This window comes from Corynebacterium sp. USCH3 (genome assembly GCF_037619475.1).
In the GTDB taxonomy this organism is placed as follows: Bacteria; Actinomycetota; Actinomycetes; order Mycobacteriales; family Mycobacteriaceae; genus Corynebacterium.
Genome location: NZ_JAQPZT010000004.1, coordinates 19,546 through 37,878, shown reverse-complemented (window position 1 = coordinate 37,878; position 18,333 = coordinate 19,546). Strand labels below are relative to the sequence as shown.

Genomic DNA, 18,333 nt, shown 5'->3' with positions numbered 1-18,333 from the left:
GCGGACACGACCCCGCCCGGGCGGTCCCGGTGTCCGTTCCGCGACGACACTCGTCCTCCCCGACCCCGTCGTCCGCCCTAGCGTGAACACCCATGCGCCCGACTCACCTCCTCCCCACGGACCCCGGCGACTCCGGGAACTCCGGCTCCCCCACCACGGGCCGGATCCTCCGGCTCGCGCTGGCCCGTGACGGCCGTGCCACCCGACTGGCCCTGTGCACCGGAGGGCTGATCGTCCACGACATCGGGGAAGCCGCGGTCCCGGTCCTCATCGGCACCGTCATCGACCGGGCGATCATGCCCGGCGACCGGACGGCCCTGGTCGTCTGGCTCGGCGTCCTGGCGGCAACCTTCCTGGTCATGTCGCTGAGCTACCAACGCTCGATGCTCGGCATGGTGCGGGTCTACGGCCTCGGCGAGCACGACCTGCGCCAACTCTCCGTCGGCCGGGTCCTCCACCCGCGTCGTCATGCACACCGTCCCACCGGTGAGCTCCTCTCCATCGCCACCAACGACACGTACCAGGTCGCGGGCGTGTCCTGGAGCATCGTGCAGCAACTGGCCACCGTCGCCGGACTCCTCACCGCGGCCGGGGCCCTGCTGGTCATCTCCGTGCCGCTCGGGGTCGGCGTCCTGCTCGGCGCCGTCGCCGTCCTGTCCCTCATGCAGTGGCTCTCGCGGCCGATGTTCGCCCGCGGCCGCACCGAGCAGCGTGCGGTCGCCGCGGCCAGCGACGTCGCGGCGGACGCGATGGCGGGCCTGCGCATCATCAGTGGCCTCGGGGCACAGGACGAGGTCAGCAGACGGTACCGGGCAGCCAGCCGCCACTCCCGGGACACCGCCGTCGCCTCCGCGGTGTCCCTGCGCACCTATGACGCGGTGAGTGAGATCGTCTCCCTGGTCTATCTGGCGGTGCTCACCGTCGCCGCCGGATGGATGGCCGTCGGCGGGACCATCACCCCCGGTGAACTCGTGACCGTCATCGGTCTGGCGCAGTTTCTCAAGGGGTCGCTGGCCCACATCGGCACCTTCGGCGCGAACTGGTCCTACAAACGGGCCTCCGCCGCCCGGCTATGCGCACTGGTCGCCGACCCGTTCCTGCTGCCGGCGGGGCTGTCCCCGGGCACGGTGCACGGTGAGGTGACTGGCGGGGTGACTCTCACCTGGACCAGCCCCGACGGGGCCCGGCTCACCGCGTCCCCCGGACGTCTCGTCGGCGTCCGGGTGCGGGACGCCGCCGCGGCCCGGCACCTGGTCGACCGTCTCGGGTTCCGCACCGCGCCGCGCCGCGGGGAACTCGCACTCGGCGGGGACGACGCCCTGGACATCGGCCCCGACCGGTGGCGGCGGACCGTCACCGTCCCCCCGCGGGACTCCACCCTGTTCAGCGGCACCCTGCGACACAACGTCACCTTCGAGGTTCCCCCAGACGGTGCCTCAGGCGCTGCACCGGCGGCACCGCTCGACCCCTCGGTCACGGCCGCGACGGCGCTCGACGACGTCATCGACCATCTCGGGTCCGTCGACGCCCCGGTCGGGGAGGGTGGCCACCGGCTCTCCGGTGGCCAACGCCAGCGTGTGACACTCGCCCGGGCACTCCACACCGCCGGCCCGGTGCTCGTCCTGGACGAACCGACGACCTCCCTGGACCCGGTGACCTCGCGCGAGGTGGCGGCAGGTCTCGCCCGGCTCACCACCTCGTACGGGCCCTCCCCCGGGCGGGCCGTCGTGGTCGTCACCACGGACCACGCCCTGCTCGAACTCTGCGACGAGGTGGTGGAGCCGTGAGCCCCACCGGCACCCGGGACCGACGACTTCCCGAGGCGTCCGTCCGCGACACCGGACGCGTCGTCCTCACCCTGCTGCGCCCCCGACTCCGGACGCTCACCGCCGTGGTCGTCCTGTTCGCCCTCGGCTCCGGCACCGCCCTCGCCGTACCTGCCCTGCAGGGACGCGTCGTCGACGACGTCATCGCCGGCCACGGCCTCCCCCGCCTGTGCCTGACCGGCGGGGCCATCGTCGTGTCCGGCGGCCTCGCCGCAGTGCTGATCCTCTGGGGAGGTCGCCTGCTGGTCACCGCCCTGCAGACCACGCTGGCCGACCTCCGGGAGAAAGTGTTCGACGCGGCGGTCAACCTCGAGGTCGGTGACGTGGAGACGTCGGGCAGCTCCGACGTCGTCTCCCGCGTGACCGGGGACGTCGAGTCCGTCACCGGCGCCGTCACCGAGGTCCTCCCCCGCACCACGCAGGCACTGTTCACCCTGGCCGTCACCGCCCTGGGGGTCGCCGTGCTGGACCCGTGGCTCGCCCTCGCCGCACTGGTGGCCCTCCCCGTGCAGATCCTCTCCGGGGTGGTGTTCCTGCGCCGGTCACGACCCCTGTACGTGCGCCAGCAACGTATGGACGCCGAGCGCGGCCAGGCCCTCATCGAGACCGTGAACGGCGCCGCCACCGTCCGTGCCCACGCACAGGACGAGACCCGTCTGACGCTCATCGCCGAGCGCAGTCTCGCCTCGGTGGAGATCGGGCGAACGGCGACGAAGGTCCGCAACGTCTTCAACGGAGGACTGAACACCGCCGAGTTCCTCGGTCTCGCCGCGATCCTCGCGGTCGGCTTCTGGCGGGTGGACGCCGGGATGCTGTCCGTCGGTGCGGCGACCACCGGCGCACTGTTCTTCCAGCGGATCTTCGCCCCGGTGAGTGTCCTGCTGGCCAGCATCGACGACCTGCAACGCGCCGAGGTCGGACTGGCACGCCTCGTCGGCGTCCTCCAGGCGGAGCGGGACACCGGGCCGTCGCAGACCGTCCAGGACGCGGACCTCGCCATCGAGGGACTGTCCTTCCGCTACCCCGGGTCCGTGCGTCCCACCCTCGGGCACGTCAACCTGACGGTGCCCGCCGGCCGACGTGTGGTCCTGGTCGGTGCCTCCGGATCCGGGAAATCAACACTGGCCCGGCTGATCGCGGGGACCCTGCGGCCGGACACGGGCACCGTCCGCATCGGCGGGGTCGACGCGCACGTGGCCGCCGCCCCGTCCGGAACCCCGGCGGTCGCCCTGGTCACCCAGGAGATCCACCAGTTCTCCGGGACCGTCGCCGACAACCTGCGGCTCGCGACGCCGGACGCCACGGACGGTGACCTCCTCGCCGCCCTGACCCGGGTGTGTGCAGGCGGCGAACTGCTGGACCTCGACCACGACGGTCGCCTCGACGAATCAGCGGTCCAGCAGCTCGCGTTGGCCAGGATCCTGCTGCTCGATCCGCCGGTGGTGGTCCTCGACGAAGCCACCGCCTACACGGGGACCGTCGGAGACCCCGACACCGGGACCGGGACTGTCACGGGGACTGTCACCGCAGGCCGGACGTCCGTGATCGTCGCGCACCAGCTGTCCCAGATACGGACCGGTGACCTCGTGGTGGTGCTGGACTCCGGACGGATCGCTGAATCGGGTACCCACGATGATCTCGTCGCCTCGGGCGGACGCTATGCGCGACTGTGGGACGCCTGGCGGGCCTCGTCACGCTGAGACAACCACGTGAGGGCGGATCTGACCGGTAGAACCGCCCCCACGTGGTCGTCCCAGGATGCAGGGGCCGGTGCGGGGCCGGTGCGGGACGGATGCGGGGCGGATGCGGAGCAGACCCCGGCCCCTGCCCCTCCCTGGCTACCCCAGCATCTGCTCCCGGACCTCCACGCGACGCACCTTCCCCAGCTGGTCGGCGGGCAGCTCGTCGAAGACCTGGAACACCCGGGGAACCTTGTAGCGGGCCAGTCCGTCCCGGCAGTGTTCCTTGAGCACATCCTCGTCCAGCCGTGCCCCGTCCTCCAGCACGACACCGGCGGCGACGGTCTCCGAGCCGTCCTCCCGCGGCAGCCCCACGACACTGGCCTGCGCGATCGACGGATGCTCGGTGAGCACCTCCTCCACCTCCGCGGGGTAGACGTTGAACCCGCCGGTGACGATCATCTCCTTGATGCGCGAGACAATCTTCACGAATCCGTCCGTCTCCTTCACCGCCATGTCACCGGTGCGGAACCACCCGTCGACAAAGGCCTTCTCGTTGGCGTCCGGACGGTTCAGGTAGCCGCCGAAGACCTGCGGGCCCTTCACCACCAGCTCACCGGCCTCCCCGTCGGGCAGTTCACGGGACGGGTCGTCCTGGTCGACGACACGGACGTCGGTGTCGGGGAAGGGGATGCCCACGTAGCCGGGACGGCGGTCGGTGCTCATCGGGTTGCCGATGACGATCGGCGAGGTCTCCGTGAGCCCGTAACCCTCGACGAGCAGGCCGCCGGTCATGTTCTCCCAGCGCTTCACGAGCTCCACCGGCAGACCCGAGGCGCCGGAGAAACTGGCCTTGACCCCGGAGATGTCGATCTTCTGCTTCTCCGCGATGTCCATGATCGTCTGGTAGAGGGCAGGCACTCCCGGGACCCAGGTCGGCTTCTGCTTCTTCATCGCCGAGGCCAGCAGGGGTTTCTCCGGCGCCGGCAGCAGCAGGACGGTCCCGCCGATCAGCGGGGCGAGGGTGATGTTCATCGTCAACCCGTAGGCGTGGAAGATCGGCAGCGCGGCGAGCATCCGCTCCGGTTCCTCCCCCTTCCCCAGTCCCGGGACCCAGGCGACGCCCTGGATGATGTTGGCGCACAGGTTGGCGTGGGACAGCGCCGCGCCCTTCGGGGTGCCGGTGGTGCCCGAGGTGTAGAGCACAATCGCGGGATCGGACGGGGTGACCTCCGCGGTCTCGATGAGCGCCCGCCCCTCGGATTCGGAGGCGTCCTTGACCAGGTCGGACCATTCGGTGAGTCCGTCGGTGCTGCCCTGCAGTTTGTCGCGCATGGCCTTGACCGGCTTCACCGGGAGTTTCAGTGCGGCACGCAGGTACACCGGCATCGCCCGGGTGACGGTGACCGGGATGATCTGCTCGAGCGGGGCGACGGTGCGCAGTTCACGGGCGACCTCGACGGCCTTGTCCCAGAAGATGCCGACCTTCGCCCCGTGGTCCTTGAACGCCACCGACAGCTCACGGGCGGTGTACAGCGGATTGTGCAGCGTGGCCGTCGCCCCGAGGGAGAGCACCGCGTAGAAGCTGATCAGCGCCTGCGGACAGTTCGGCAGGGCGATCGCGACCCGGTCGCCCTTCCGGACGCCACGGTTGTGCAGCATCGAGGCGGCCTTGCGGACTTCGCGCCCGTAGTCGGCGTAGGTCAGCGTGGCACCGAAGAACGTCATCGCCGGACGGTCCGGCCACGTCCTCACCGCATGGTCGAAGACGGCGGCGAGGGTGCGCGCGTCGGCGCCGTCGTACTCCAGCTCGGGGCTGGTCCATTCGGGGTAGTACTGCTGCCAGGTCCGATTGCTCGTGCTGTCACTCGTGCTGTCACTCATGGTGTCTCAGGATACGCCTGTAAGATAGGTCACCCTTCTGCACTCACGGCATCCACGGCACCCCGGTGCCCGCGGCGCAGATACCACCACCGAAAGGTCACCACCATGTCCACCTGGCTCAACCCCTACCTGAAGTTCCGGAACACCGCCGCCGAGGCCCTGGCGTTCTACGCCGAGGTCTTCGGCGGGAAAGCGGACACCCTCACCTTCGGCCAGGCCGGCGCGGCCGACACCCCCGAACGTGAATCCCTGCTGATGCACGGCCACCTGGAGACCCCGGACGGCTGGACGTTCATGGCATGCGACACCGCCGACACCGACCCGCGTGAGTTCGACGCCCCTCCGGTCGACCTCTGCATCGGCGGCGACGCCGACGAATACGACAAGATCGCCGGCTGGTTCGCCGGGCTGTCCGACGGCGGCACCGTCGTCCTGCCCCTGGAGAAGCAGATGTGGGGTGACCACTTCGGACAGGTCCGTGACAAGTTCGGCATGTCGTGGATGGTGAACATCGCGGCGGAAGGTGCCGCCGGCGACCCGTCCTGACCCTGGTCTGACCCTGGTCTGACCCCGTCCAACAGCAGTACTCCGTGGTATCAGCGCTGGTAAAATGGCTTTGACAGTTGCCATGACCCAGATCACAGTGCACAGTGGAACTCATTCGAGTGCACCACCACACACCACTGACACCATGGAGATGAGAACCGGATGACAGACATATTCGATCCGGACGGGGCGACGGTCGTCGTCACCGGCGCGGGCAACGGTATCGGCGCGGCACTGGCCCGTGCCCTCGCCCGGCGCGGCGGCAGGGTCGTCGTCTCGGACCTCGATGAGGCCGGGGCCGCCCGGACCGTCGCGTCGATCACCGCCGACGGGGGCGAGGCCGTGGCCGCTGTCGGGGACGCCTCCTCCGAGGAGGGCGTCGCCTCCCTCGTGGAACGCGCCCGCGACACCTACGGCGACATCGACGCGTGGTTCGCCAACGCCGGGGTCGACCGCGGTCGCGGTCTCGATGCGGCCGAGGCCGACTGGGACACGTCGATCCAGGTCAACATGATGGCCCATGTCCGGGCCGCACGACTGCTGGTGCCCGGCTGGGTGGAACGGGGCCGCGGGCGCTTCGTGGTGACCGCCTCGGCGGCAGGCCTGCTGACGATGCTGGGGGCACCCGCCTACTCGGCGACCAAGCACGGTGCGGTGGCCTTCGCCGAGTGGCTCTCGGCCACCTACCGCCACCGGGGAGTCGTGGTCCAGGCGGTGTGCCCCCAGGGCGTGCAGACCAGCATGCTGGCCGGCGCCGGGCCGTACCAGGAGCTGCTCGGGAAAGACACCGCGCTGACCCCGGAACAGGTGGCCGACACCGTCCTGGAGGCACTCCAGGGCGACGACTTCTACATCCTCCCCCACCCGGAGGTCGCCGACTACTACACGAAGCGAGCCACCGCACCGGACCGGTGGCTCAACGGCATGAACAGGATCGCCCGGACCGTCGAAGACCTCGAAGGCGTCGAAGACAAGGAGCAGAAATGAAGGCATGGCAGGTTTCCGAGCTCGGTGAGCCCTCCCAGGTTCTCACCGCCGTCGAGAAGGACATCCCGGAGCCCGGCCCCGGGCAGGTGGTGGTCAGGACGCGTGCCACGGCGTCCAACTTCCCCGACGTCCTGATGTGCCGGGGGAAGTACCAGGTCCGGCCCGATCTGCCGTTCACCCCGGGGGTGGAGCTGTGCGGTGACGTCACCGCCGTCGGTGAGGGCGGCGAGGGCGTTAAGGGCGTCACTGTCGGCGACCGGGTATACGGCACGTCCGAACTCCCCCACGGTGGTTTCGCCGAATATGCCGTGCTCGGCGCCGCCACGTGTTTCCCCGCGCCCGCGTCGCTTGAAGACGGCCAGGCCGCATCGCTATTCATCGGCTACCAGACGGCGTGGTTCGCACTGCACCGTCGTACACAGCTGCAGGTCGGCGAGACACTGCTCGTCCACGCCGCGGCCGGCGGTGTGGGCAGTGCGGCGATCCAGATCGGCAAAGCTGCCGGCGCACGCGTCATCGGCGTGGTCGGCGGCCCGGACAAGGCGGAGATCGCCCGTCAGCTGGGTGCGGACGTCGTGGTCGACCGCCACTCCGAGGACTTCGTGGCGGTGGTGAAGGAGGAGACCGGCGGTCGCGGCGCCGACGTCGTCTTCGACCCGGTCGGTGGGGACACCTACCGCCGTTCCACCAAGTGCATCGCCTTCGAGGGGCGCATCGTGGTGATCGGCTTCGCCGGCGGTGAGATCCAGGAGGTGGCGCTGAACCACGCCCTGATCAAGAACTACTCGATCCTGGGCCTGCACTGGGGCCTGTACAACAAGTTCGACCCCGATGCGGTGCGCCACTGCCACGAGGAACTGACGACCCTGGCCGACGAGGGGAAGGTCGCGCCACTGGTCAGCGAGCACCTCAGCTTCGACGAGGTACCGGACGGACTGCAGCGTCTGGCGGACGGCGCCACGGTCGGACGTGTGGTCTATCAGGCGTGAACACGTCAGAAGAAGGACGCCCTGTCGCCGGCAGGGCGTCCTTGCCGTATCCGTCGGAAGATTTCGTTTACGTCTCATCCAGGGCCTGGCGCGCGGCGGACTGTGGGGCGATGTCGTCCTCCTGCTGACCGGATCCGCAGGACCCGAGAAGCGCAGGTCTCAGGGGCCTTCGGCCGGATGGGCATCCCCGCCCCGACTGCTCCTGGGCAACCTCATGATGATCGGTTGCAGCCTGGCGATGCCCGACGGCGCGTTCCTCAGCTGGCACTGGAACACGATCCTTCTCGGTGCAGGCCTGCTCGCCGGAACGAATGCGGCGTCAAATCTGGGCCCGTCCACCGTGCGGACCACGGAAGCAACCCGCGTCACTCGTGCCGCGCTCGATCACGAAGCGGGATCAGGCGAGGCCGGGGCCGCGGGTCGCGACTCCTGGAGCATCTCCGGCGAGTCGTGGATGCACATGATACGGAGCTCTGAGTCGCCGGTGTTCGTGAACGCGTGCCAGACGCCGGGTTGCACGACTGCGGTGTCACCGGTTCGGGCGACGAGTTCCTCATCACCGATATGGATCGTGGCTTCGCCCGCGAGAATGGTCCAGGTTTCCGTGTATGGATGGCGATGTAGTCTTGGACCCCCTCCAGGGTCATTGATGGCCAGGAAGAAGCTGACACCGGAACCGTGATCCCGACCCTCGAACCTCAGAGTTCGACTCCCCGAGACGCGGATCTCGTCCGCCGGGATGATTCGGCTGTGGGTAGGGTTCACGTGTGCACGGCCCACGGTTAGAACGGCCGTGAATCTATGCCGTCGAGCCAGAGCCGCCCGATGGATCCGGGCGGTGTCGCAGACGGGTCGGGGTTGGCGAGGTCAACGGAGTCGAGGTTCCGGATGATCTGGGCGAGAGCAGTGGCGTGGCCGTGGCCCAGGCCGTGCTCGTCCTTGAAGTAGGCGACGATCTCGCCGACTTTGGATGCCTCGGTGAACCCGGCCTCGCCTGCGGTCGCGATGAGCTGGCGGGGCGTCTTGCCGGTCTGCTGTTCGATGGTGGTCAGATATGCCTGAGCTGACATGGGGACTCCTGTGGTGGCGCGGGGGTGGGAACGGTGGCTGGTAGGAGGACGGGGCCCTAGGCCGGTCGGTAGACGTCGAGGCGGGCTCCGTTGCCGAGTGGGGTCGATTCGTCATGGCTGAAAGCTATGCGTCCGGCGCCCCACCCGTCGAAGAGTCGACGTCCAGTGCCGAGCACGAGGGGGTGGACGATCAGGCGCAGTTCGCTCAGCAGCCCGTCGGACAGGAGCTGTTCCACCAGACTGATGCTGCCGGCGACGGTGATGCGGTCGTCACCGCACTCGTCCAGACTGCCGATTGCTGACGCCAGGTCGCCCCGTGGACGCAGGATCCTCGTCTCTCCCCAGTTCGCCTCAGCCTCCGCGATGCGATCCGAGACGACGACCTTGGTCATGCCGTTGAGCTGTGCCGCGAGCGGGACATCGTCGCCCTGTTCGGGCCAGGACGATGCGAACACGTCGTAGGTCGTTCTCCCCAGAAGTAGCGTGGAGGTGGTCTGTTCACGGCTGATCTCGGTGAGCATGGCCTCATCGACCCACGGAAAGTGCCACTCCTGCGGCGCTGCGACGACGAGGTCGATACTTGTGAACAGCTCGGCGGTGATCGGTCGCTTCATGACTCACGTCGCACGAAGGCCGAGAAAGCAGGGGCGACGAGCGCAGGGTCGGTCTGGTGAGTTCCGCCGGGGAAGGTCTCGACGCGAGCGTCGGGCAGCGCGGCGGCCACCGCCTCGCCTGCCGCCGTGAGGAACGGCCAGGTGTCCGCACCTATTCCGACGAGCACCGGCACCGAGACCTCGGCGTAGCGAGCGAGCGGTGCCGGGTCACCGATCGACAGCGGGGCCATGAAGCGGCCGTCGTACCGGATCGTGTGCGCGGCTGAGGCCAGTTGCTCCCAGTTCGGTGCGAACGTGACGCCCTGCGCCATCTCCTCCGGCAGGCCGACGGCGTCGACGAAGAAGATGCGGAACGCCTCGGCGGGATCGTCGGACGCCGCGGCGGCATCGAGTCGTTCCACGTAGTCTCCGGGCAGAGGCGGTCGACTGTCATCCACGACGACCGCGGGCTCGTACGCGATCACGCGATCGGCGGCCACCCCCGCTCGCGCAGCTTCCAGTGCCAGCACCGCGCCGGAGGACTCGCCTATCAGTGCGGCTACCCGCCCTCCGAGCGTCTCGATGATCGCGGCGATGTCCTCGATCTCGCGCTCGAGCGCGTAGGGGGCGGTATCGCCGCTCTCGCCGCGGCCGCGGCGGTCGTAGTCGATGACGCGCAGCCCGGTGAGATCGGCGACCCTGCCCGGGACATCGTGGAGTGCGCGGAACATGGTGGCACCGTGCACCCAGAGGGCGATGGGAGCATCTGCGCGTCCGTGTGTCTCATAGGCGAGTCGGGTGCCGTCGGCGGAGGTGGTGAAGTGTGTGGGCATGGGGCGGTCCAATCCCTGAGGTGTACGGTACCGTTCGGTACTGTTATCTCTGATAGAGTACTGACCGGTACTGCACTCGTCAAGACCCGAATCTGATTGGGAGAGGATGGCATGATGGACAGTCATGAGATCGATGCCACGGGGCGCCGCATCCTGGATGCGGCTATGGAGGTGTTCTCTCTCGAAGGCTTCACCGGTGCGACCACGGATCAGATCGCCGCTGCTGCCGCAGCGTCCAAGCAGTCGATCTACCGGCGCTTCGGCGACAAGAAGAGCCTGTTCGCCGCGCTCATGGACGATTTCCTCACTCGCGTCCGGTCCGAGATCATCGAGGTCGACGTCTCGGGGTGCACCACTGCCCGGGATGCGGTTCAGCTTCTCGCGCGTCAGTTCGCGGAGTCGATTCTCGACCACCGCGTGCAACGGTTTCGGCGTCTGGTGATCGCCGAGGCGACACGGTTCCCCGACCTCGGCATGGCGTACTACCGCGGAGCGTTCGAGGCGACCCTCGAGGGCATCACGCGAGTTCTGGACGGCCTTGTCGTGAGAGGGTTGCTGCGCATCGACGACACGGCCCAGGCAGCGAACCACTTGGCGGGCCTCATGCTGTGGGTGCCGAGCAACCGGATCATGATGACGGGGCGCCTCAACTCCGTCGACAGTGACGACATCGACCGTGCCGTGGAATCCGGGGTGACGGTCTTCCTTTCCGCGTACGCAGAACACGCCGAGTGAGTCGACGCCGGTGATCAGGACGGGCCCGGCCTTGCCGGTACTGTCCGTTAGCATGTCGACCTGTCGGGGGAACCTGAGCGCCTTAGTGATGGTGTCGCGCACCGACTGTCCCTTCGAATCCCCCGACTGCGCACTCCGCTCCCGCGGGCCCACACCCGCCTTCAGCACCGCTTCAGCCTGTCCGTGCGACACTGAAGCCCATGCGGATTCTGCTGGTGGATGATGAGAAACGTCTCGCCGACGGTGTGCGCCGCGGCCTGGAGGCCGAGGGCATGGTCGTCGACGTCGCCCATGACGGAGGCACCGGGTTCAATATGGCATCCGACGCCGACTACGACGTCATCGTCCTCGACGTGATGATGCCCGGCTTGAACGGCTACCGCGTCTGCCAGGCGCTGCGCGCCGACGGCGACCACACCCCCGTCCTGTTCCTCACCGCGAAGGACGGCGAATGGGACGAGGTCGAGGGACTCGACACCGGTGGCGACGACTGGCTGACCAAACCCTTCTCGTTCCCGGTACTCATCGCCCGCCTCCGGGCTCTCGCCCGTCGCGGAGCCCGGGAACGTCCCGCCGTCCTCGAGGCCGGGGACCTGCGACTCGATCCAGCCGCCCGGCGGGTCTTCCGCGGCGAGCAGGAGATCACGCTCACCGCGCGCGAGATGGCGGTGCTGGACTTCCTGCTGCGCCGCCGCGGGGAGGCCGTGACCCGCCGGGAGATCATCGCCAACATCTGGGGCGACTCCTTCACCGGGGACGCCAACATCATCGAGGTCTACATCGGGCACCTGCGCGCCAAGGTCGACCGGCCGTTCGGACGGCACGCCATCGAGACGGTGCGGGGCGTGGGCTACCGGCTGTCCGGGACGGGTGGGTAGACCGTGGGTAAGGCGTCACGGTCGATCCGTGCGCGGGTCACGGCGGGAGCGACGGCGATCGTCGCGCTCATCCTCGTCGCCAGCGCGGTGGTGGCCGTCCTGGTTCTCGGCCGCGTGTTCACGGCGTCCGTCGAAGAATCCGCGGAGCAGGACCTCGACGCCCTGAGTTCTCAGGTCGAGAATGACCCGTCGCGGGTGGAGGGCATCATCACCGGAGTCGACGACGACCAGCTCGTCCGGCTCGACGGGCCCGGCGGCACCGTGGTCAACGACGACGAGGCGCGTCAGCTCCCGACGCCCCCTGAGGACAGCTCAGAGCAGGTCACCGTGGACGGTGAGCCCTACCTGGTGGTCTCCGAGGACACCGACCTCGGGACGTTCACCGTCGCCCGGACGACCGAGCACGTCGACGAGACGGTCGGCGCGGCGACGGTCCTGCTGGCCGTCGCCGTCCCGCTCGTCATCGTGCTGGTGGGGGCGGTGGTGTGGATCGTCACCGGACGCGCGCTCCGCCCGGTCGAGAGGCTCCGCCGCCAGGTCGACAGCATCACCGCCGAGGAGCTCTCCCGCCGGGTGGACGCCGGGGATGACGAACTCGGGGCACTGGCGACGACCATGAACCGCATGCTCGCCCGCCTCGAGCATTCCCAGGCGGTGCAACGCAGGTTCATCAGCGACGCCTCCCACGAACTCCGGTCACCGTTGGCGACCATGCGCCAGCACGCCGAACTGGGGGCGTCCTACCCGGATGCCACGTCCCTGCACGAACTCAGCGAGGTGGTCATCGACGAGGGGGACCGGATGCAGAACCTGGTGGAGGGCCTGCTGCTGTTGGCGCGGCTCGACGAGAACCACCGTCCCCCCACGGAACTGGTGGACCTCGACGACCTGCTGCTGGCGGAAGCGGTCCGGCTGGGGCGGATCAGTGCGCTCACCGTGGACACCTCCGGTGTGGACGCGGCCCAGGTGGAGGGGAGTCCCCGACTGCTTGGCCGGGCGGTGCGCAACCTCGTCGACAATGCCGCCCGCCATGCGGAGTCGCGCGTCGTTCTTGGTCTCCGACCGGCCGACCACACACGTTCGGCTGTCGTACTGACGGTCACGGACGACGGCGCCGGCGTTCCCGAGGATGACAGGGAGCGCATCTTCGACAGGTTCGCCCGCCTGGACGAGGGACGCGCCCGCGACGCGGGAGGCAGCGGTCTCGGACTCGCCATCGTCAAGGAGATCGTCCAGGCCCACCACGGGCAGGTCACCGTGGGTGAGAGCACAGAGGACGCGACGCGCGGAGGCGCGGTCTTCACCCTCACCCTGCCGAGATAAAGACCCTTTCAGCAAGTTTCAGAAAGGGTTCAGTACCTGCCGGTCATAGTGGGTGCATGTCCGAAAACACAGGAAACACAGGAAACACAGCACACACGGAAACCACTGAATCAACCACAACGCCACGGCGGAAACGTAAGGGCCTGGCCGTCGGAGCCGGCGCGGTCGCCGCACTGCTCCTCGCCGGCGGTGTCGCCTACGGGGTCTCGGAGAACTCCGACGATGACGGCAACGACAGCGTGCGTACCGTCGCCGCCGAGAACCGGGCTGACAACGACGGCGCACCGGCCACCGCCGGGACCGACGCCGCCTCATTCCGGGACGCCGCTGAGCAGGCGATCGCCGAAGCGGGCGGCACCGGTGCCAGTTCCGTCGACGTCGAGGGCGCCGGTCACGAGGTCGAGGTCGAACTCGACGACGGCGGGTCAGCGGAGGTCCATGTCGCCGCCGACGGTGCCATGCGCATCGAGACCGAGGGGCCTGACCCGTCCGACCAGCAGGATCCGGTCCTCGACCTGGACGCGCTCGACGATGCCGTCGACGCGGCCGTGGCAGCGGCTGCCGACGCCGGTGTCAGCGACGGCACCGTGGACTCCGTGTCCGCCTCCGACGACCGGGGTGTGACCTACGAGGTCAGCGTCCAGGGGCAGGACGGACGCGAGGTCGACGTCGACCTGGCCGACGACTTCTCCGTGGTGGCCACCGACCTCGACGACTGAGCGACAGGCACCCACCTCACATCTGAAATGGGCACCGTCCTGTGCACGCGATATCGCTGATCCGCGGGCACAGGACGGTGCCTTTTCCGGGGGAGAACCCGGTGAGGTTCTTCGGGGGACGCTCCTCAGGAGTTCCCCGCCCCCGTTACCTCTACCCCTCCAGCAGCGGGGAGACCTTGTTGTCGAACATGCTCAGCGCGGAGCCGATGGCCATGTGCATGTCCAGGTACTGGTAGGTGCCCAGGCGCCCGCCGAAGAAGACCTTGTTGTCGGTGGTCTCCGCCTCGGCGAGTTCACGGTAGCGCAGCAGCTTCTCGCGGTCCTCGGGAGTGTTGATCGGGTAGTACGGCTCGTCCTCACCTTCGGCGAAACGGCTGAACTCCTTCATGATCACGGTCTTGTCGTCCGGGTAGTTCTTGCGCTCCGGGTGGAAGTGACGGAACTCGTGGATGCGGGTGTAGGGGACGTCCGCGTCGTTGTAGTTCATCACCGGGGTGCCCTGGAAGTCACCGGTCTCCAGGACCTCGGTCTCGAAGTCGAGGGTGCGCCACCCCAGGTGGCCCTCGGAGTAGTCGAAGTAGAGGTCCAGCGGGCCGGTGTAGACGACCGGGGCGCCCGGGTTGGCCGCGCGCAGCTCTTCGCGGACGTCGAACCAGTCGGTGTCGAGGCGGACCTCGATGTTGGCGTTCTTCGCCATGTTCTCCAGCCACGCGGTGTAGCCCTCGACGGGCAGGCCTTCGTAGGTGTCGTTGAAGTACCGGTTGTTGAAGGTGTAGCGCACCGGCAGGCGTGAGATGTTCGCCGCCGGGAGTTCCTTCGGGTCGGTCTGCCACTGCTTGGCGGTGTAGTCGCGGACGAAGGCCTCGTAGAGCGGCCGCCCGATCAGGGAGATGCCCTTCTCCTCGAGGTTGGCGGCGTCCTCCGGGTTGAGCCCGTCGGTCTGCTCCTTGATCAGTGCGCGGGCCTCGTCCGGGCTGTAGTACTTGCCGAAGAACTGGTTGATCAGGCCCAGGCCCATGGGGAACTGGTAGGCGGTTCCGTCGTGCATGGCGAACACGCGGTGCTGGTAGTCGGTGAAGTCGGTGAACTCGTTGACGTAGTCCCAGACCTTCTTGTTGGAGGTGTGGAACAGGTGGGCCCCGTACTTGTGGATCTCGATACCGGTCTCCGGCTCGGCCTCGGAGTAGGCGTTGCCGCCGAGGTGGCTGCGACGCTCGAGCACGAGCACCTTCTTGTCCAGCTGGCTGGCGGCGCGCTCGGCGACGGTGAGCCCGAAGAATCCGCTGCCGACGACGATCAGGTCGTAGGCGCTCTGGTCACTGTTGTCACTCATGGACGGTAACGATACAGGCCGTGGCCTGCCCGGGTGCGGTGCCATGCCGGTGGCCCTACTATGGGACGCCATGAGTTCCCGTGCAATCGAGCTGCCCACGACCATGCCGGCCGTCGCCGTCACCGGTGAGTTTCCCGTGGATGACCCCCGGTGCCTGACCGACGTGACCGTCCCCCTGCCGGAGATCGGCCCGCGTGACCTCCTCGTCGAGATCCAGGCGGTGTCGGTGAACCCGATCGACACGAAGATGCGGCGCCGCTCCGGCGACGCCCTCGCACGCGGCGAACAGCCGGTGCTCGGGTACGACGCCGCGGGCGTCGTCCGCAAGGTCGGCGGGGACGTCGAACGGTTCGGGATCGGCGACCGGGTCTTCTACGCCGGAAGCCAGCTGCGCAACGGCACGAACGCCCGTTTCCACGCCGTCGACGAGCGCATCGTCGGCCACCGTCCCACGACGTGTTCGGCGACGGAGGCCGCCTCCCTCCCCCTCACCGCGTTGACAGCCTGGGAGGCGCTCTTCGAGCGGCTCGGCGCGTCGATCGACTCGAACGGTTCGCTGCTCGTCCTCGGCGGTGCCGGCGGGGTGCCCAGCGTGATGATCCAGCTGGCCCGCGCGCTCACGGGGCTCACCGTGATCGCCACCGCGTCGCGTGAGGAGTCCCGCGACTGGGTCGTCGAGATGGGCGCACACGAGGTCGTCGACCACCGCCGTGACCTGGCGTCCCAGGTCCTGGACCTGGAGCCGGACGGCATCGACCTGGTCTTCACCTCGAACTCCTCCGGCCACGCCGAGGAGTTGGCCGAGATCATGACGCCGCAGTCGCGCCTGTGCCTCATCGACGACCCGGAGGATTTCCAGATCGCGCCGTTCAAGCAGAAGTCGATCTCGATCCACTGGGAGTCCATGTTCACCCGGACCGTCTTCGACACCGAGGACGTCGATGAACAGGGCGTGATCCTCGACCGCATCGCCGGGATGGTCGACGACGGCCGCCTGATCCCCACCGTCGGCGAGACGATGATCGGCATGAACGCCGCGACCCTCGCCGAGGCCCACAGCGAGCTGGAGCGTGGGCACGTCACCGGCAAGATCGTGGTGCGGATCTGATCCGCTCAGAACACCAGCACGGCGACGACGTCCGCGACGCACACCGGTCGGTCCCCTCCCTCACGGTCGATCGTCACCCGGGTCACGACCCGCTGTCCGCCGCCACCGGGCTCGACTGAGACGAGTTCGACGCCGGCCCGGATCCGCGAATTCACCGGCAGCGGCGCGGGGAAGCGGACCTTCTCGGTCCCGTAGTTCACCCCCATGGTGGTTCCCTTGACGGTGTAGACCTGCCACACCAGCGTCGACACCAGGGACAGGGTGAGGTAGCCGTGCGCAATGGTCGTGCCGAACGGGCCGGACCTGGCGCGTTCGGCGTCGACATGGATCCACTGGTGGTCTCCGGTGGCGTCGGCGAACTGGTTGATCCGTTCCTGGTCGATCTCGAGCCAGTCGCTGTAGCCGAGGTGTTCACCGACGGCTGCCTGCAGTTCCTCACGTCCGTCGAGTACCCGCATCGTCCCGCGCCCCCTAGTCCTTCGGTCCGCCGGCGACGTACAACACCTGGCCCGAGACGTACCCGGCCCCCTCGCTGGCGAAGAAACTGACGGCATGGGCGATGTCGTCCGGAACACCGGCACGCTGCACGGGAACCTCCTTGGCGACGGCGTCCGTGAAGTCCTCGAAGCTCACACCCATCCGCTCCGCGGTCGCCTGGGTCATCTCGGTGGCGATGAAGCCGGGCGCGATGGCGTTCGCGGTGACCCCGAACTTGCCGAGCTCGATGGCGAGGGTCTTGGTGAACCCCTGCATGCCGGCCTTGGCCGCCGAGTAGTTGACCTGGCCGCGGTTGCCCAGTGCCGAGGTCGACGACAGGTTGATGATGCGCCCCCACCCCTCCCTGGTCTGGTGGGCCTGCACAGCGCGGGACATGAGGAACGCGCCGCGCAGGTGGACGGACATCACCGCGTCCCAGTCGTCCGTCGTCATCTTGAACAGCAGGTTGTCGCGGATGATACCGGCGTTGTTCACCAGGACGGTGGGGGTGCCGAGTTCCTCCGCGACGCGGTCGACGGCGGTCTGGACCGCTGCCTCGTCGGAGACGTCGGCACCGACGGCGAGAGCCCTGCCCCCGGCGGCGGTGATGCGGTCGACGACGTCCTGGCACGCTCCCTCGTCGAGGTCGAGCACGGCCACGGCCAGGCCGTCCCCGGCCAACCGTGCTGCGACCTCCGCACCGATGCCGCGGGCGGCGCCGGTGACGATAGCGGTTCGTTGAGACATGTGGACTCCCTGTGGTGTGGTGGCTGTTGTGGCGTTCACCACGGATACTACTAAGAATCATCTCGGCGTGGACACTGAATCGACGAGACGTCCACGCCTGACTCCCCAGCGGCGGTCAGCCGACCCCGCCCGGGTAGGTCTCGCTCATCTCCGCGAAGAAGAGGTTGCCCGGGTGCACCGTCATCCCGATGTGCTGGTAGAGCTGCTCGTCGGTGACACCGAACTCGTAGCCCACCGCGTGCTCGACCAGGATGTGCTGGTCCTCGTCGCCGTCAACCCCAAGATGGGCTTTCGGCAGTTCGTCACGGTACTCGGCGGGAAGCCATCCCCTCCAGTAGCCGGTGACCGACAGGACGTTGCTGGCCTCCCCCGCGATGGAGAACCAGTACGTGGCATGGTCCCATTCCGCGCTGACCTCCGTGTCCCGGTCGACCCGGTAGGCCAGGCCGAGCCGCTCCAACGTCTCCATCACACGCCGACGGGACAGGGGCTCAAGAACGGCAACCGGGACGGAGTCGGAGATGCGGTCAAGATCATTCATGGTGGTGTGCTCCTCTGGGGCCGGACGCTGAGATGGTCATCCATGTTCTACCCGCCCCGACGGAC

Annotated in this window: 19 protein-coding genes; 10 read left to right on the top strand and 9 right to left on the bottom strand. The window is 68.5% G+C overall.

The genetic code is table 11. The annotated features are described in order from the left end of the window. Nucleotides 1-92 precede the first annotated feature (92 nt). Together PQI66_RS09290 and PQI66_RS09285 are read left to right on the top strand one after the other, a co-directional pair. Nucleotides 93-1,787 carry an ABC transporter ATP-binding protein gene (locus PQI66_RS09290; protein ID WP_339997766.1) on the top strand — a complete coding sequence of 565 codons (1,695 nt, stop codon included), beginning with the start codon at nucleotides 93-95 and terminating at the stop codon, nucleotides 1,785-1,787. Continuing rightward, the gene (locus PQI66_RS09285) at nucleotides 1,784-3,526 is read left to right on the top strand and encodes an ABC transporter ATP-binding protein (RefSeq protein WP_339997761.1); all 1,743 of its coding nucleotides are present in this window, start codon (nucleotides 1,784-1,786) and stop codon (nucleotides 3,524-3,526) included. Before PQI66_RS09290 ends, PQI66_RS09285 begins: the two co-directional genes overlap by 4 nt. Nucleotides 3,527-3,664: 138 nt before the next feature. Here PQI66_RS09285 and PQI66_RS09280 read toward each other — a convergent pair whose 3' ends face one another. Continuing rightward, nucleotides 3,665-5,389 (bottom strand): long-chain-fatty-acid--CoA ligase, encoded by a 1,725-nt coding sequence (locus tag PQI66_RS09280; RefSeq protein WP_339997759.1) that lies wholly within the window; start codon nucleotides 5,387-5,389, stop codon nucleotides 3,665-3,667. Nucleotides 5,390-5,494: 105 nt separating this feature from the next. On the opposite strand from PQI66_RS09280, the gene PQI66_RS09275 reads away from it, so the two are divergent. From PQI66_RS09275 to PQI66_RS09265, 3 genes are all read left to right on the top strand, one after another. Beyond that, the gene (locus PQI66_RS09275; protein WP_339997757.1) at nucleotides 5,495-5,935 is read left to right on the top strand and encodes a VOC family protein; all 441 of its coding nucleotides are present in this window, start codon (nucleotides 5,495-5,497) and stop codon (nucleotides 5,933-5,935) included. A gap of 162 nt (nucleotides 5,936-6,097) precedes the next feature. After that, nucleotides 6,098-6,922, top strand: coding sequence for an SDR family NAD(P)-dependent oxidoreductase (locus PQI66_RS09270; protein WP_339997754.1), 825 nt, complete (start codon nucleotides 6,098-6,100; stop codon nucleotides 6,920-6,922). Beyond that, nucleotides 6,919-7,911, top strand: coding sequence for an NADPH:quinone oxidoreductase family protein (locus PQI66_RS09265; RefSeq protein WP_339997752.1), 993 nt, complete (start codon nucleotides 6,919-6,921; stop codon nucleotides 7,909-7,911). Before PQI66_RS09270 ends, PQI66_RS09265 begins: the two co-directional genes overlap by 4 nt. A gap of 384 nt (nucleotides 7,912-8,295) precedes the next feature. Here the strand turns inward: PQI66_RS09265 and PQI66_RS15435 are convergent, their stop codons facing one another. From PQI66_RS15435 to PQI66_RS09250, 4 genes are read right to left on the bottom strand one after another with little or no spacing between them, the layout of a single operon-like run. Beyond that, nucleotides 8,296-8,676, bottom strand: a complete 381-nt coding sequence (locus tag PQI66_RS15435; RefSeq protein ID WP_445228021.1) for a cupin domain-containing protein — start codon at nucleotides 8,674-8,676, stop codon at nucleotides 8,296-8,298. A 17-nt stretch (nucleotides 8,677-8,693) separates the two neighbouring features. Beyond that, nucleotides 8,694-8,981 (bottom strand): DUF4287 domain-containing protein, encoded by a 288-nt coding sequence (locus tag PQI66_RS09260; protein WP_339997749.1) that lies wholly within the window; start codon nucleotides 8,979-8,981, stop codon nucleotides 8,694-8,696. Between the two features lie 56 nt (nucleotides 8,982-9,037). Then, nucleotides 9,038-9,595 carry a dihydrofolate reductase family protein gene (locus PQI66_RS09255; protein WP_339997746.1) on the bottom strand — a complete coding sequence of 186 codons (558 nt, stop codon included), beginning with the start codon at nucleotides 9,593-9,595 and terminating at the stop codon, nucleotides 9,038-9,040. Next, nucleotides 9,592-10,407, bottom strand: coding sequence for an alpha/beta fold hydrolase (locus PQI66_RS09250; protein ID WP_339997745.1), 816 nt, complete (start codon nucleotides 10,405-10,407; stop codon nucleotides 9,592-9,594). Before PQI66_RS09250 ends, PQI66_RS09255 begins: the two co-directional genes overlap by 4 nt. Before the next feature lie 111 nt (nucleotides 10,408-10,518). Here PQI66_RS09250 and PQI66_RS09245 point away from each other — a divergent pair, with 111 nt between their 5' ends. The 4 genes from PQI66_RS09245 (at nucleotide 10,519) to PQI66_RS09230 (ending at nucleotide 14,062) form a co-directional block, all read left to right on the top strand. Further along, complete coding sequence (locus tag PQI66_RS09245) at nucleotides 10,519-11,142, top strand: TetR/AcrR family transcriptional regulator (RefSeq protein WP_339997744.1); 624 nt, start codon at nucleotides 10,519-10,521, stop codon at nucleotides 11,140-11,142. A 200-nt stretch (nucleotides 11,143-11,342) separates the two neighbouring features. Continuing rightward, nucleotides 11,343-12,020 carry a response regulator transcription factor gene (locus tag PQI66_RS09240; RefSeq protein WP_339997742.1) on the top strand — a complete coding sequence of 226 codons (678 nt, stop codon included), beginning with the start codon at nucleotides 11,343-11,345 and terminating at the stop codon, nucleotides 12,018-12,020. Nucleotides 12,021-12,023: 3 nt separating this feature from the next. After that, entirely contained in the window at nucleotides 12,024-13,343 is a 1,320-nt protein-coding gene (locus PQI66_RS09235) for a sensor histidine kinase (RefSeq protein WP_339997741.1), read from the top strand. A gap of 56 nt (nucleotides 13,344-13,399) precedes the next feature. Next, complete coding sequence (locus PQI66_RS09230) at nucleotides 13,400-14,062, top strand: hypothetical protein (RefSeq protein ID WP_339997740.1); 663 nt, start codon at nucleotides 13,400-13,402, stop codon at nucleotides 14,060-14,062. 151 nt (nucleotides 14,063-14,213) lie between these two features. On the opposite strand, the gene glf is transcribed toward PQI66_RS09230, so the two are convergent. After that, complete coding sequence (glf, locus tag PQI66_RS09225; protein ID WP_339997738.1) at nucleotides 14,214-15,395, bottom strand: UDP-galactopyranose mutase; 1,182 nt, start codon at nucleotides 15,393-15,395, stop codon at nucleotides 14,214-14,216. Nucleotides 15,396-15,465: 70 nt separating this feature from the next. On the opposite strand from glf, the gene PQI66_RS09220 reads away from it, so the two are divergent. Next, entirely contained in the window at nucleotides 15,466-16,503 is a 1,038-nt protein-coding gene (locus PQI66_RS09220) for a zinc-binding alcohol dehydrogenase family protein (RefSeq protein WP_339997736.1), read from the top strand. 5 nt (nucleotides 16,504-16,508) lie between these two features. On the opposite strand, the gene PQI66_RS09215 is transcribed toward PQI66_RS09220, so the two are convergent. The 3 genes from PQI66_RS09215 to PQI66_RS09205 all read right to left on the bottom strand — a co-directional run bounded on the left by PQI66_RS09215 (nucleotide 16,509) and on the right by PQI66_RS09205 (nucleotide 18,268). Then, nucleotides 16,509-16,961 (bottom strand): MaoC family dehydratase, encoded by a 453-nt coding sequence (locus PQI66_RS09215; RefSeq protein ID WP_339997735.1) that lies wholly within the window; start codon nucleotides 16,959-16,961, stop codon nucleotides 16,509-16,511. Nucleotides 16,962-16,974: 13 nt separating this feature from the next. Beyond that, complete coding sequence (gene fabG, locus PQI66_RS09210) at nucleotides 16,975-17,727, bottom strand: 3-oxoacyl-ACP reductase FabG (RefSeq protein WP_339997734.1); 753 nt, start codon at nucleotides 17,725-17,727, stop codon at nucleotides 16,975-16,977. Nucleotides 17,728-17,842: 115 nt separating this feature from the next. Beyond that, complete coding sequence (locus PQI66_RS09205; protein ID WP_339997733.1) at nucleotides 17,843-18,268, bottom strand: YbjN domain-containing protein; 426 nt, start codon at nucleotides 18,266-18,268, stop codon at nucleotides 17,843-17,845. Nucleotides 18,269-18,333 lie beyond the last annotated feature (65 nt).